General features: G+C 58.0%; 17 protein-coding genes. 9 read left to right on the forward strand and 8 right to left on the reverse strand.

The window, feature by feature from the left end:
• Positions 1 to 62: 62 nt before the first annotated feature.
• The 3 genes from rnk to cyaY form a co-directional block, all read right to left on the reverse strand.
• The gene (rnk, locus tag RGV06_RS15075; RefSeq protein WP_019828269.1) at positions 63 to 476 is read right to left on the reverse strand and encodes a nucleoside diphosphate kinase regulator; all 414 of its coding nucleotides are present in this window, start codon (positions 474 to 476) and stop codon (positions 63 to 65) included.
• Between the two features lie 304 nt (positions 477 to 780).
• Positions 781 to 993 carry a DUF1289 domain-containing protein gene (locus RGV06_RS15080; RefSeq protein WP_322150361.1) on the reverse strand — a complete coding sequence of 71 codons (213 nt, stop codon included), beginning with the start codon at positions 991 to 993 and terminating at the stop codon, positions 781 to 783.
• 2 nt (positions 994 to 995) lie between these two features.
• Positions 996 to 1,328, reverse strand: coding sequence for an iron donor protein CyaY (cyaY, locus tag RGV06_RS15085; RefSeq protein WP_019828267.1), 333 nt, complete (start codon positions 1,326 to 1,328; stop codon positions 996 to 998).
• 203 nt (positions 1,329 to 1,531) lie between these two features.
• Between cyaY and lptM the strand changes: the two genes are divergently transcribed.
• Genes lptM through RGV06_RS15115 form a run of 6 tightly spaced genes read left to right on the forward strand, consistent with a single transcriptional unit; the run spans position 1,532 to position 6,089 of the window.
• Positions 1,532 to 1,687 carry an LPS translocon maturation chaperone LptM gene (gene lptM, locus RGV06_RS15090; RefSeq protein WP_019828266.1) on the forward strand — a complete coding sequence of 52 codons (156 nt, stop codon included), beginning with the start codon at positions 1,532 to 1,534 and terminating at the stop codon, positions 1,685 to 1,687.
• 9 nt (positions 1,688 to 1,696) lie between these two features.
• Positions 1,697 to 2,944, forward strand: a complete 1,248-nt coding sequence (lysA, locus tag RGV06_RS15095; RefSeq protein WP_019828265.1) for a diaminopimelate decarboxylase — start codon at positions 1,697 to 1,699, stop codon at positions 2,942 to 2,944.
• Positions 2,945 to 2,948: 4 nt separating this feature from the next.
• A complete protein-coding gene (dapF, locus tag RGV06_RS15100; RefSeq protein ID WP_019828264.1) occupies positions 2,949 to 3,779 on the forward strand; it encodes a diaminopimelate epimerase in 831 nt (276 codons plus the stop codon).
• A gap of 13 nt (positions 3,780 to 3,792) precedes the next feature.
• A complete protein-coding gene (locus tag RGV06_RS15105; protein WP_019828263.1) occupies positions 3,793 to 4,509 on the forward strand; it encodes a DUF484 family protein in 717 nt (238 codons plus the stop codon).
• Positions 4,510 to 5,406, forward strand: coding sequence for a tyrosine recombinase XerC (xerC, locus tag RGV06_RS15110; RefSeq protein ID WP_322150364.1), 897 nt, complete (start codon positions 4,510 to 4,512; stop codon positions 5,404 to 5,406).
• Positions 5,403 to 6,089 carry an HAD family hydrolase gene (locus RGV06_RS15115; protein WP_322150366.1) on the forward strand — a complete coding sequence of 229 codons (687 nt, stop codon included), beginning with the start codon at positions 5,403 to 5,405 and terminating at the stop codon, positions 6,087 to 6,089. Before xerC ends, RGV06_RS15115 begins: the two co-directional genes overlap by 4 nt.
• Before the next feature lie 170 nt (positions 6,090 to 6,259).
• On the opposite strand, the gene sutA is transcribed toward RGV06_RS15115, so the two are convergent.
• From sutA to glnK, 3 genes are all read right to left on the reverse strand, one after another.
• Complete coding sequence (gene sutA, locus RGV06_RS15120) at positions 6,260 to 6,586, reverse strand: transcriptional regulator SutA (RefSeq protein WP_019828260.1); 327 nt, start codon at positions 6,584 to 6,586, stop codon at positions 6,260 to 6,262.
• Between the two features lie 481 nt (positions 6,587 to 7,067).
• Positions 7,068 to 8,405, reverse strand: coding sequence for an ammonium transporter (locus RGV06_RS15125; protein ID WP_019828259.1), 1,338 nt, complete (start codon positions 8,403 to 8,405; stop codon positions 7,068 to 7,070).
• A gap of 34 nt (positions 8,406 to 8,439) precedes the next feature.
• Entirely contained in the window at positions 8,440 to 8,778 is a 339-nt protein-coding gene (glnK, locus tag RGV06_RS15130; protein WP_002555808.1) for a P-II family nitrogen regulator, read from the reverse strand.
• Positions 8,779 to 9,194: 416 nt separating this feature from the next.
• Here glnK and RGV06_RS15135 point away from each other — a divergent pair, with 416 nt between their 5' ends.
• Entirely contained in the window at positions 9,195 to 9,455 is a 261-nt protein-coding gene (locus tag RGV06_RS15135) for an accessory factor UbiK family protein (protein WP_019828258.1), read from the forward strand.
• Positions 9,456 to 9,500: 45 nt separating this feature from the next.
• A complete protein-coding gene (locus RGV06_RS15140) occupies positions 9,501 to 9,929 on the forward strand; it encodes a bleomycin resistance protein (protein WP_019828257.1) in 429 nt (142 codons plus the stop codon).
• A gap of 1 nt (position 9,930) precedes the next feature.
• On the opposite strand, the gene RGV06_RS15145 is transcribed toward RGV06_RS15140, so the two are convergent.
• Positions 9,931 to 10,236, reverse strand: coding sequence for a HigA family addiction module antitoxin (locus RGV06_RS15145; RefSeq protein ID WP_048352553.1), 306 nt, complete (start codon positions 10,234 to 10,236; stop codon positions 9,931 to 9,933).
• A gap of 7 nt (positions 10,237 to 10,243) precedes the next feature.
• Positions 10,244 to 10,522 (reverse strand): type II toxin-antitoxin system RelE/ParE family toxin, encoded by a 279-nt coding sequence (locus tag RGV06_RS15150; RefSeq protein WP_048352552.1) that lies wholly within the window; start codon positions 10,520 to 10,522, stop codon positions 10,244 to 10,246.
• A gap of 175 nt (positions 10,523 to 10,697) precedes the next feature.
• Between RGV06_RS15150 and RGV06_RS15155 the strand changes: the two genes are divergently transcribed.
• A complete protein-coding gene (locus RGV06_RS15155; protein ID WP_322150369.1) occupies positions 10,698 to 12,191 on the forward strand; it encodes a YifB family Mg chelatase-like AAA ATPase in 1,494 nt (497 codons plus the stop codon).
• Position 12,192 lies beyond the last annotated feature (1 nt).

The following is a 12,192-nucleotide window of genomic DNA, read 5'->3' on the forward strand; positions in this document are numbered from 1 at the left end:
GCGCCGCGAAACCGAGCGCTACCGCTGTGACATGACTGATCCGGATGGGGTGCTAAAAGGACTTAAGCGCTGAAATCGCTTGCGGCTTTTGGCTGGTACTCAACTTCAAGCAGTTCCAGCTTCAGGGTCTTGCCACCCGGGGCTGGCCAGTTGATGTGTTGACCGACCTGCAGACCCAGCAGCGCGCTGCCGACAGGGGCCAGAATCGAAATCTTGCCTTCGTCGGCGTTGGCGTCTTTTGGGTACACCAGCGTCAGGCGGTAGTCCTTGCCACTGCTTTCTTCGCGGCAGTGCACGCGCGAATTCATGGTCACAACACCAGCAGGCACTTCTTCGTGGCCAACGATGGTTTCGGCGCGATCGAGTTCGGCTTGTAGTGCCTCAATGCCAGGAGTCGTTTCTGGCAAGCTGTCGATGAGTTGCTCCAGACGCTGTACGTCCAGGCGGGTGAGTATGAGTGGGGTTGGGGTGCTCATGACCTGGCAGACTCCTTTTTTCTGCACGAAAAAGCAAAACCCCGCCGGAATATGGCGGGGTTTTGACGAACCTCGTTAGTGCGAGGCGTACCCGGACACTACCACAGCAAAATAAATACACAAGCCGGGTGGGGTTTTGCTGTTTGCCCCGGAGCTGATTGCAACTGGCGATTATTTGTAGCAGCTGCCGCAGGCTGCGATCGGCGACGCAGTCGGCGTAAAGTCAGGTTGCGCGGTGTGTCAGTTAAGCAAAGGACTCAGGTTTTACGATTGCTGCACAATCGGACGCAGCCTGCGGCAGCTGCTACGGGAGCATTTGCCGCAGTTGAGCCTGTTTACAAATTACCCGGCGCCGCTGGTCGTCTGCCGAGCGCCATTCGCGAATATCTTCGACGTGGCGAAAACAGCCCAGGCAGACTTTGTGTTCATCCAGCCGGCAGGTGCTGATACAGGGGGACGGCACTGCCGGACTGACGTTGCTGTAGAGCGGTTTTGCAGGTTTAGCAGAAGCGGTCACTGTCAGATCTCTTCAAATTCCAGCTCGGCTCCAGCGTGTTCCAGTGTCAGGCGCTGGACCATTTCGCTGAGCAGTTCGTCGGTTTTATCGCACTTCCACGAGCTGCGCTTTTCATCGTAGTCGAAGTGGAAACCGCCGCTGGGAGCAGCCAGCCAGAGCTGTAGCACTGGCGCCTGACGGCTGAAGATCAGGGCTTTGCCATTCTCGAACTTGATCGTCAGGATTCCCGCGGAATTCTCCACATCTACATCCAGATCACAGTCGTCGAAGATGTCTTCCAGATTTTCCTGGGTGGCATCGACCAGATCGTGAAAACGGGCTTCAGTCAAACTCATGGTGGAACCTCGTAATATCTAGTCATGCTCGGAGCTCGCAAGATACGGGCGCTCCAGGCCGATTGCAAACCCCATGACAGCCTTGTGCCCGCCACCACTGATCATCCAGACAGGGCGTCACGCTCGGCCGCTCTGTTGCATAGGCAAGCTGGTGGGTGCTCGGTATACTCGGGCGCAATTAATGCTTTTCAAAGGATTTCGCCATGAAGCGCCTGATCTCTTCTATTGCTGCGCTCGTCGCGGTCGCCTGCCTTGTTTCTGCCTGTGGTCAAAAAGGACCGCTGTATCTACCCGATGACAGCAAATCCCCTGAAGACCAAGCGAAGTCGTCGCAATCGCAATCGCACAAGCACCAATAAGGGAACACCATGGACGCTTTTAATTACCGGGACGGCGAGCTGTTCGCCGAAGGTGTTGCGCTGACGGCCATTGCCGAACGTTTTGGCACGCCGACTTACGTTTATTCCCGGGCGCACATCGAAGCGCAATACAACGCTTACGCCGATGCCCTGAACGGCACGCCACACCTGGTGTGTTTCGCAGTCAAGGCCAACTCCAACCTGGGTGTGCTCAATGTCCTGGCGCGTCTGGGCGCCGGTTTTGACATCGTGTCCCGTGGCGAGCTGGAGCGTGTACTGGCCGCTGGCGGCTCGGCCGACAAGATCGTGTTTTCAGGTGTAGGCAAGACCCGTGATGACATGCGTCGCGCCCTGGAAGTCGGCGTGCACTGTTTCAACGTCGAGTCCACAGACGAACTGGAGCGCCTGCAGGTTGTGGCCGCCGAAATGGGTGTTCGTGCACCGATTTCGCTGCGCGTGAACCCAGACGTTGATGCGGGCACGCACCCGTACATCTCCACCGGCCTCAAAGAAAACAAGTTCGGTATCGCCATCGCTGACGCCGAAGATGTCTACATCCGTGCTGCGCAGTTGCCTAACCTGGAAGTGGTCGGCGTCGATTGCCATATCGGCTCGCAACTGACCACCCTCGAGCCCTTTATCGATGCTCTTGATCGCCTGTTGGCGCTGATCGATCGTTTGAGCGATTGCGGCATCTACCTGCGCCACATCGACCTGGGTGGTGGCCTGGGCGTGCGTTATCGAGATGAAGAGCCACCTCTGGCTGGCGATTACATCAAGGCCGTGCGCGAGCGCATCGAAGGGCGTGACCTGGCGCTGGTGTTCGAACCGGGCCGCTTCATCGTGGCCAACGCGGGCGTGCTGCTGACTCAGGTCGAGTACCTCAAGCATACCGAGCACAAAGACTTTGCCATTGTCGATGCGGCAATGAACGACCTGATTCGTCCGGCGCTCTACCAGGCATGGATGGACGTGACCGCGGTTCGCCCGCGTGATACCGAGGCTCGTCTTTACGACATCGTCGGCCCGATCTGCGAAACCGGCGACTTCCTGGCCAAGGACCGCCAACTGGCCCTGGCTGAAGGCGACCTGCTGGCTGTGCATTCGGCCGGTGCTTATGGTTTTGTCATGAGCTCGAACTACAACACCCGTGGCCGCGCCGCCGAAGTTCTGGTGGATGGTGATCAGGCGTTTGAAGTACGTCGTCGCGAGACCGTAGCCGAGTTGTTTGCTGGCGAAAGCCTGCTGGCGGAGTGAACCCATGTTGCTGCGTTTTACCAAAATGCACGGCCTGGGCAATGACTTCATGGTTCTCGACCTGGTCAGCCAGCACGCGCACATTTTGCCCAAGCATGCCAAGCAATGGGGCGATCGGCATACGGGCGTCGGTTTTGATCAATTATTGATCGTTGAGGCGCCGAGCAACCCGGAAGTGGATTTCCGTTACCGGATCTTCAACTCAGACGGTTCTGAAGTTGAGCAATGCGGTAACGGTGCGCGCTGCTTTGCGCGCTTTGTGCTCGACAAGCGTTTGACCACCAAGCGTCAGATCAAGGTCGAAACCAAGAGCGGCATCATTGAGCTGAACGTGCGCAGTGATGGGCAAATCAGTGTCGATATGGGTCCGCCGCGCCTGATTCCAGCCGAGATCCCTTTTGTAGCCGACGCTCAGGCGTTGAGCTATGAGCTGGATGTTGACGGCCAGACTGTTGAGTTGGCAGCCGTGTCGATGGGCAATCCCCATGCAGTGCTGCGTGTCGACGATATCAACGCCGCGCCGGTGCATGAGCTGGGACCAAAAATTGAACATCACCCGCGCTTTCCGGCACGGGTCAATGTCGGCTTTCTTCACGTGGTTGATCGCCAGCGCGGACAGTTGCGGGTTTGGGAACGTGGCGCCGGGGAAACCCAGGCCTGCGGTACCGGGGCGTGTGCCGCCGCTGTGGCTGCAATCAGCCTGGGTTGGATGGACTCGCCGCTGATCCTCGATTTGCCGGGGGGCCGTTTGTCCATCGAATGGGCAGGTCCTGGCCACTCCGTGATCATGACCGGCCCGGCGATGCGTGTTTACGAAGGACAAGTCCGTTTATGAGCGAGCGTAACTGATGACCGACAAAACGCAGCCTTCAGAACTCGATGTACCTGTGGATAACTCGCCCGCTGCAACTGTGGAGGCGTATCTGCAGGAACACCCGGACTTCTTCGGTCAGCGCGAAGAGTTGCTCCTGTCGATGCGCATTGCGCATCAGCGTGGTGACACCATTTCGCTGGTGGAGCGTCAACTGGAGCTGCTGCGTGGTCGTAACATCGAGATGCGTCATCGCTTGTCGCAGTTGATGGACGTGGCCCGCGACAACGATCGCCTGTTCGAAAAAACCCGTCGCCTCAACCTCGCCTTGATGGACGCCACCAGTCTTGAAGAACTGGTGATTGCCGTCGAAGACAGTTTGCGCCAGGACTTTCAGGTGCCTTTCGTCAGCCTGGTGCTGTTCGGTGACAACCCGATGCCGGTCGGGCGTTGGGTCAGCGGCGCAGATGCGCAGCGTGCATTGGGTGGCTTGTTGACTGAAGGCAAGACGGTCAGTGGCAGCCTGCGCGAGCATGAGCTGGACTTCCTGTTTGGCGAAGAGCAACGCAAGCAGATCGGTTCGACGGCGGTAGTGGCACTCAATCACCTTGGGTTACACGGTGTATTGGCGATTGCCAGTCGTGATCCACAACACTACAAAAGCTCGGTGGGTACGCTGTTCCTCGGCTATATATCCGAGGTGCTGGGTCGGGTCCTGCCGCGCTTTACCAACGCTTTGCGCTCGGTGCGCTAGATGGAACGGCAACTGGACGCTTACTGCATTCACCTGCGCAGTGAGCGCCAGGTGTCGCCCCATACGCTTGAGGCTTACCGCCGCGACCTGAACAAGGTGCTGGCGTTTTGCGCCAAGGAGTCCATCGTCAGCTGGACGGCACTGGATATCCAGCGCATGCGCCAACTGGTTTCGCGTCTGCATCAGCAAGGTCAGTCCTCGCGCAGCATTGCGCGTCTGCTGTCAGCGGTGCGCGGGCTTTATCACTACCTCAATCGCGAAGGCGTGTGCGAACACGACCCGGCAAACGGACTGGCTCCGCCCAAGGGCGAGCGCCGACTGCCTAAAACCCTGGATACCGATCGTGCCCTGCAATTGCTGGAGGGCAGAGTCGAGGAAGACTTTCTGGCCCTGCGCGACCAGGCCATTCTGGAATTGTTCTATTCGTCGGGGCTGCGCTTGTCGGAGTTGACCGGGCTTGATCTGGACCAGCTGGACCTGGCCGATGGGCTGGTCGAAGTGCTCGGCAAGGGCAGCAAGACCCGGGTTCTGCCCGTCGGCAAAAAGGCCCGTGAGGCGCTACAGGCGTGGCTGGCGCTGCGCGCGTTGGCCAACCCTGGTGACGGCGCCGTATTCGTCAGCCAGCGTGGTACGCGCCTTGGGCCGCGGGCCATTCAATTGCGGGTCAAGGCCGCCGGTGAGCGTGAGCTGGGGCAGAACCTGCACCCGCATATGCTGCGCCATTCATTTGCCAGCCACTTGCTGGAGTCCTCCCAGGATTTGCGTGCCGTGCAAGAGTTGCTCGGGCATGCGGACATCAAAACCACGCAAATCTATACTCATCTGGATTTCCAGCACTTGGCATCGGTCTACGACAGCGCCCACCCAAGGGCCAAACGCAGTAAGGACAGTGAATGACGATTGAGCTGATTACCTTCGACCTGGACGACACCTTGTGGGATACCGCCCCGGTGATTGTCAGCGCCGAAGCCGTTTTGCGTCACTGGCTTGGCGATAACGCACCAAAATTGGGCGTCGTTGATGTGGGGCATTTCCAGGCGATTCGTGAACGGGTGTTGAATGAAGAGCCACAACTCAAGCACCGGATCAGCGCGCTGCGTCGGCGGATCCTGTTTCATGCGCTGAACGATGCGGGGTACGTGAACGCCGCGGCGTTAGCTGATGATGCGTTTGAAGTCTTTATTGAGGCGCGTCACGCATTGGACGTGTTCCCCCAGGCTGAACCGACCCTTGTTGCACTGGCCCGTGATTACAGCTTGGGCGTGGTCACCAATGGCAACGCCGATGTACGGCGAATCGGCTTGGGGCACCACTTCAAATTTGTGCTGTGTGCTGAAGACATCGGCATCGCCAAGCCGGATGCGCGCCTGTTTCACGAGGCGTTGTTGCGCGGTGGCGTGGCGGCGAGTGCAGCGGTGCACGTGGGCGATCACCCGGGAGACGACATTGCCGGAGCCCAGCAGGCGGGCTTGCGAGCGGTGTGGTTCAACCCGGGCGGCAAGCACTGGGACGGCGAGAAGGCTCCGGATGCCGAGATTGGCTGTTTGAGTGAGTTGCCGGCGGTGTTGAAGCACTTGTAAGTGTGGGAGCGGGCTTGCTCGCGATGCAGACAACGCGGTTTGCCTGTCAAACCGCGTCGCTAACATCGCGAGCAAGCCCGCTCCCACAGGGTCATGTCAGTCTTCTTTCCGTCACCCACAAAAAAACCCGCAGCGACGGCGGGTTTTTTCTTCAAGCAAACAGCTTGCCCTTAGATAGGGCGGCTGCCGTACTTGTTGTCAGGCTTCTTGGGTGGGTCGGCCACCACATTGGCCTCAACTTCCTGCACTTTGCCGCCTTTGGACAGAAACTCTTCCATGGCGCGAGCCAGAGCATCACGCTCCTTGTTTTTGGCTTCTACACTGGGCAGGTCATCGACCGACACGGCAGCCTTTGATTTGCCTTTGGCCGCAGGGGCCGGCGTATCTTCGCCACCATCGTCGTCTGCAACGTCCTCGGCGGCCGTTTCCAGGCCCTCTTCGGTATCGTCGTCTTCGCCTACTTCGAGGTCATCATTTTCCAGATCGTCGTCGCTCATGTTCTACCCCATGACATACGTAAAGCAGATTAGTTATAGACCAGTTGTGGCAACTGTCGACCACTACTGGTGAAAAAGTAGCCTTGGGCAAACCGCGGCTCACGCCTCTTCATCGTTGTAAGGTGAAGAGGGCTTGTCGCACACCGCTACCATCACGGCGTGCGCTTGAATAAACACCTTGCCAGGCGCCCAGTGCCAGATGCTCCGGCAGCACGGATCACGGGCCTTGAAAGCGTCGGGAGATCATCCTCGCCTTCGTCGTACTCGAGCATTGTTTCCTGCCCTTGGGCGCGCATTCTAGCGTGCTGAATAAAAAAGCAAAGCAGCTAATAGTCGAGTTGTGTCGCAAGTACGGGTGGCATTCACAAGCGTAGAACTTGGTGAACCCTTTAACCTGTGGGGCAAATCATTCCATTGCCGAGAATATCGTCTTTTTATGAGCAAAAAAAAACCCGGCACGCCGGGTTTTTTATAGGGATATTTACAGGTTGTAGCCACGCTCGTTGTGCTGAGCCAGATCGAGGCCCACAGCCTCTTCCTCTTCAGTCACTCGCAGACCCATCACTGCATCCAGCACTTTGAGAATGATGAACGTCACAATCGCAGTGTAGATCACAGTAAAGGCGACGCCCTTGAACTGAATCCAGACTTGAGCCGGGATGTCGGTCACGGTGCCAAAGCCACCCAGTACAGGGGCAGCAAATACACCTGTGAGGATGGCGCCGACGATGCCGCCGATGCCGTGTACGCCGAACGCATCCAGTGAGTCGTCGTAGCCCAGTTTGCGTTTGAGGCTGGTTGCACAGAAGAAACAGATCACGCCAGATGCCAGGCCGATCACGACCGAGCCCATTGGGCCGACAGTGCCCGCAGCGGGAGTGATGGCCACCAGGCCGGCTACCACGCCGGAGGCGATGCCCAGTGCGCTTGGCTTGCCGTGGGTAATCCACTCGGCAAACATCCAGCCCAGTGCAGCGGCAGCGGTTGCGATCTGAGTGACCAGCATTGCCATGCCAGCAGTGCCGTTGGCGGCCGCTGCGGAGCCGGCGTTAAAGCCGAACCAGCCGATCCACAGCATGGCGGCGCCCATCAGGGTGTAACCGAGGTTGTGCGGAGCCATTGGGGTGGACGGATAGCCTTTACGCTTGCCGAGCACGATGCACGCTACAAGACCTGCGATACCGGCGTTGATGTGCACCACGGTGCCGCCTGCGAAATCGAGGACACCCCAATCCCACATCAGACCGCCGTCGCCACTCCATACCATGTGCGCAATCGGTGCATACACCAGGGTGAACCACACTCCCATGAAAATCAGCATGGCCGAGAACTTCATACGCTCGGCAAAGGCACCGACGATCAGTGCCGGGGTGATGATGGCGAAGGTCATCTGGAAGGTGATGAACACGGCTTCAGGAAACAGCGCGGTAGGTGAGGTCAGGCTTTCAGGCGTGACACCCACCAGGAAGGCTTTCCCGAACCCGCCAATGAACGAATTGAAATTGGTGACGCCCTGCTCCATGCCCGTTGTGTCGAACGTGATGCTGTAGCCATAAATGACCCACAGAATGCTGATCAGACCGGTAATGGCGAAGCACTGCATCATCACGGAAAGAATGTTTTTGGAGCGCACCATGCCGCCGTAAAACAGCGCCAGGCCGGGAATGGTCATAAACAGCACCAAAGCGGTAGCAGTCAGCATCCAGGCGGTATCGCCCGAGTTGAGGACTGGAGCAGCCACTTCGTCTGCCGCCATGGCCAGGCCAGGCATTACGACAGACAGCAGGGCTCCGAGCCCTGCGATTTTACGCAGAGTCATAGTGTTTTCTCCTGGGGCGTTGGGGTTTGGCGGCTTAGATTGCGTCGGTATCGGTTTCGCCGGTACGGATGCGAATAGCCTGTTCCAGATTGACCACGAAAATCTTGCCGTCACCAATCTTGCCGGTGTTGGCAGCCTTGGTTATCGCCTCGATAACCCGATCAAGATCCTTGTCGTCAATGGCGACATCAATCTTCACCTTTGGCAGAAAATCGACCACGTATTCCGCGCCGCGATACAGCTCGGTGTGGCCTTTCTGCCGGCCGAAGCCTTTGACCTCAGTAACAGTAATGCCTTGTACGCCGATCTCAGACAGCGACTCGCGCACGTCATCCAACTTGAACGGCTTGATAATGGCGGTGACTAGCTTCATGAAACTTCTCCCGAATTGGTGGACTTGCCCCAGGAAAACAAACCCGGCTCAAGTCTAAGCGCAGTGCCTGGCTTTGTAACGCGTCGTCAGCCTTCTTCAGGCTGTACAACGTGTGTAAATCGCTGGTGACGAAAACACTCCCTGAACCACCTGCCGCACTGCCTTCGTCACAGCTACTGCATCAGTGCATGAGTCATATACGCCTAAGCAGAAACCTTGCCATGTCTGGAAAAATCAACAATTACAGCGGTTTAGAAGAAGTTGATGGCTTTTTGCCTGATTTGTCGGGATGTTTGTGCTCGATGATGGTGCGCAGCCTGCAGGGAAGGTGCGCGAAAAACGTGCAGAAAGCCCTCGGCAATTCGCTCCAACACCCCGTGATACACTCGGCGTCACCCGTTTTAAGGACTTTATCCATGCTCGCGCCCAAAGATTTTCTCGACGCCCTTGGTGGCCACGCCTCCCGTTTGTTCAGTGGCGAAACCGCGCTGCCGCGCAACGAAATCGAAAGCCAGTTCAAAGCCTTGCTGCAAAGTGGTTTCAGCAAGCTGGATCTGGTGAGTCGCGAAGAGTTCGACAGCCAAATGGTGGTTCTGGCCCGTACCCGTGCTCGCCTTGAAAGCCTGGAAGCCAAAGTGGCCGAAATGGAAGCCAGGCTGCTGCCGCCTGCGCAATAACGCTCGAAGCCGGTGCGTCGCTCATTGAAACAAGGATGTTTGAGTATGTTGGTGATGAATCCGCTGGTTCCCGAGATGATCGTCTCGGACCTTTCGCGCAGTCTGTCTTTCTACTGTGAAGTACTCGGTTTCAGGATCGAGTATCAACGGCCCGAGCATCACTTTGCATTTTTGTCGTTCCATGGCAGCCAGTTGATGCTGGAGCAGGATGACCTTGAAGCGTCTTCCTGGCGTGTCGGGCCGCTGGAGCCGCCGTTTGGTCGCGGCATGAACCTGTCGATCAAATGCCCGGATGCCCAGGGGCTGATCCAGCGCCTTGAAGCCGCAGGTCACAGCTTGCGAAAACCTCTGGAAGAACGTTGGTATCGCAGCAACGAGGTGTTGTTTGGCGAACGCAACTTTTTGGTGCTCGATCCCGATGGCTACTTGTTGCGTTTTGCAGAAGATCTGGGCACCAAAGCGCTGGGGGCGTGAATCAGGCGCAGTGGTGAATGGGTTCAACCTGCTCGCGAATCGCTGCGCCACGTTCGATTTGTGCTTTGCGCAGATCGTAAGTGGTTTGCAGGTTCAGCCAGAACTCAGGGGTCGTCTCAAGGCAAATCGCCAGCCGCAAGGCCATATCGGCACTGACACCACGACGCTGCAGCACGATATCGTTCACCGTCGGTGTGGACACCTTGAGCGCTCTGGCCAGCGCAGCGGCCGAGAGACTCAGTGGCTCCAGATATTCCTCTTTAAGGATTTCACCCGGATGAACCGGGCGCATGCCGTTCTTGATCATGATGACCTCAGTGATAATCAACGATTTCTACCGCTTCAGGGCCATTCGCGCCCCAGATGAAGCAGATTCGCCATTGTGCATTGATGCGAATGCTGTGCTGGCCTTTGCGATTGCCGCCCAACGCTTCGAGCCGATTGCCAGGAGGCGACAGTAAATCGGACAGCACGGATGCAGCATCTAGCATCGTTAGTTTGCGTTCTACCACATTGATAATGTCTGACCATGCGCGGGTCTTGCCACTTCGGAACAGACGTTCAGTTCTGCAGCACTTGAAGTTTATTATCATAATTAATGGGTAACGTTATTCGTTAATTTTAGAGGATTGTGCGTTTTATGCAACCGCACTTTGGCAGCTCGCCGTTCGTGCTTGCATGCCTATTCACATCCCGTATCCATTACACCCCTGCCCTCGGCTCTTGATTCGCGCAGGATGAGTTTTTTGCGAACTCAAGGAATGAGTCATGGCTCTGGCTATCGTTTACAGCCGCGCCCAGGTCGGTGTCGAGGCGCCTGCCGTTATGGTCGAAGCGCATCTGGCCAATGGATTACCCGCCTTAACTCTGGTCGGTTTGCCTGAAGCCGCGGTCAAGGAAAGCAAGGATCGGGTGCGCAGCGCGATCCTCAATTGCGGGCTGGATTTCCCGGCCCGGCGAATCACTCTTAACCTGGCACCCGCCGATCTACCCAAAGACGGCGGGCGTTTTGATGTGGCCATTGCCCTGGGGATTTTGGCGGCCAGCGGGCAAATACCGGCTGCGGCGCTGGAGCAGGTGGAGTGTTTGGGTGAGTTGGCGTTGTCGGGTGCAATCAGGTCCGTTCAGGGGGTTTTACCTGCCGCGTTGGCGGCCCGGGCTGCAGGCCGAGCGTTGGTGGTGCCGCTGGCTAATGCCGAAGAGGCCTGCCTTGCATCCGGGCTGACGGTGATTGCGGTCGAACATTTGTTGCAGGTGGTGGCGCATTTCGCGGTGCGCGAAGTGATTGAGCCTTATGTCGCCAGCGGCTTGCAGCAGTTGAGCAAACCTTATCCCGACTTGATCGATGTCCAGGGACAGCTTTCGGCAAAACGGGCGTTACTGATTGCCGCCGCCGGCAGCCACAATGTGTTATTTACCGGCCCGCCCGGCACCGGGAAAACCTTGCTGGCCAGCCGCCTGCCCGGCTTGTTGCCACCGCTTACTGAGCAGGAGGCGTTAGAGGTCGCGGCCATTCAGTCCGTGGTCAGCCACGTGCCCCTGAACTGCTGGCCACAACGCCCGTTTCGTCAGCCTCACCACTCGGCCTCCGGCCCTGCACTGGTGGGGGGCGGCTCAAAGCCACAACCCGGCGAGATCACGCTGGCGCATCACGGGGTGTTATTTCTTGATGAGCTTCCCGAGTTTGATCGCAAGGTGCTGGAAGTGTTGAGGGAGCCAATGGAGTCCGGCTTTATCGTGATTGCCCGCGCCCGGGATCGAATGCGCTTTCCGGCGCGCTTTCAACTGGTCGCGGCCATGAACCCCTGCCCCTGTGGATATCTTGGAGAGCCCACAGGCCGCTGCCGTTGTACCCCGGAACAGATCCAGCGGTATCGCAACAAACTGTCCGGACCGTTGCTCGACCGCATTGATTTGCATCTGACCGTGGCGCGCGAGACCACGTCGCTCAACCCGTCGCTTGCCTCTGGCGATACCACGGCCACGTCGGCTGCATTAGTGGCAGTAGCGCGCGAACGCCAGTTGCAACGTCAAGGATGTGCCAATGCCTTTCTTGATTTACCGGGGGTGCGCGCTCAATGCCGGCTGAGTGCTGTGGACAACGCCTGGCTGGAGACCGCCTGCGAGCGGATGACCTTGTCGCTGCGAGCGGCCCACCGGTTGTTGAAGGTGGCAAGGACGTTGGCCGATCTGGAGCAGGTGCAAACTATTGAGCGCACGCATCTGGCGCAGGCGTTGCAGTATCGGCCGGTTACCGGGTGAT

Origin of the sequence: Pseudomonas sp. CCI3.1 (genome assembly GCF_034313985.1) — a bacterium.
Lineage (GTDB): Bacteria > Pseudomonadota > Gammaproteobacteria > Pseudomonadales > Pseudomonadaceae > Aquipseudomonas > Aquipseudomonas psychrophila.

What these genes read in the sequence shown, in the direction of transcription:
- rnk (WP_019828269.1), bottom strand. Translation starts at nt 476, where the DNA reads ATGAGCACCCCAACCCCACTCATACTCACCCGCCTGGACGTACAGCGT.
- cyaY (WP_019828267.1), bottom strand. Translation starts at nt 1,328, where the DNA reads ATGAGTTTGACTGAAGCCCGTTTTCACGATCTGGTCGATGCCACCCAG.
- lptM (WP_019828266.1), top strand. Translation starts at nt 1,532, where the DNA reads ATGAAGCGCCTGATCTCTTCTATTGCTGCGCTCGTCGCGGTCGCCTGC.
- lysA (WP_019828265.1), top strand. Translation starts at nt 1,697, where the DNA reads ATGGACGCTTTTAATTACCGGGACGGCGAGCTGTTCGCCGAAGGTGTT.
- dapF (WP_019828264.1), top strand. Translation starts at nt 2,949, where the DNA reads ATGTTGCTGCGTTTTACCAAAATGCACGGCCTGGGCAATGACTTCATG.
- RGV06_RS15105 (WP_019828263.1), top strand. Translation starts at nt 3,793, where the DNA reads ATGACCGACAAAACGCAGCCTTCAGAACTCGATGTACCTGTGGATAAC.
- xerC (WP_322150364.1), top strand. Translation starts at nt 4,510, where the DNA reads ATGGAACGGCAACTGGACGCTTACTGCATTCACCTGCGCAGTGAGCGC.
- RGV06_RS15115 (WP_322150366.1), top strand. Translation starts at nt 5,403, where the DNA reads ATGACGATTGAGCTGATTACCTTCGACCTGGACGACACCTTGTGGGAT.
- sutA (WP_019828260.1), bottom strand. Translation starts at nt 6,586, where the DNA reads ATGAGCGACGACGATCTGGAAAATGATGACCTCGAAGTAGGCGAAGAC.
- RGV06_RS15125 (WP_019828259.1), bottom strand. Translation starts at nt 8,405, where the DNA reads ATGACTCTGCGTAAAATCGCAGGGCTCGGAGCCCTGCTGTCTGTCGTA.
- glnK (WP_002555808.1), bottom strand. Translation starts at nt 8,778, where the DNA reads ATGAAGCTAGTCACCGCCATTATCAAGCCGTTCAAGTTGGATGACGTG.
- RGV06_RS15135 (WP_019828258.1), top strand. Translation starts at nt 9,195, where the DNA reads ATGCTCGCGCCCAAAGATTTTCTCGACGCCCTTGGTGGCCACGCCTCC.
- RGV06_RS15140 (WP_019828257.1), top strand. Translation starts at nt 9,501, where the DNA reads ATGTTGGTGATGAATCCGCTGGTTCCCGAGATGATCGTCTCGGACCTT.
- RGV06_RS15145 (WP_048352553.1), bottom strand. Translation starts at nt 10,236, where the DNA reads ATGATCAAGAACGGCATGCGCCCGGTTCATCCGGGTGAAATCCTTAAA.
- RGV06_RS15150 (WP_048352552.1), bottom strand. Translation starts at nt 10,522, where the DNA reads ATGATAATAAACTTCAAGTGCTGCAGAACTGAACGTCTGTTCCGAAGT.
- RGV06_RS15155 (WP_322150369.1), top strand. Translation starts at nt 10,698, where the DNA reads ATGGCTCTGGCTATCGTTTACAGCCGCGCCCAGGTCGGTGTCGAGGCG.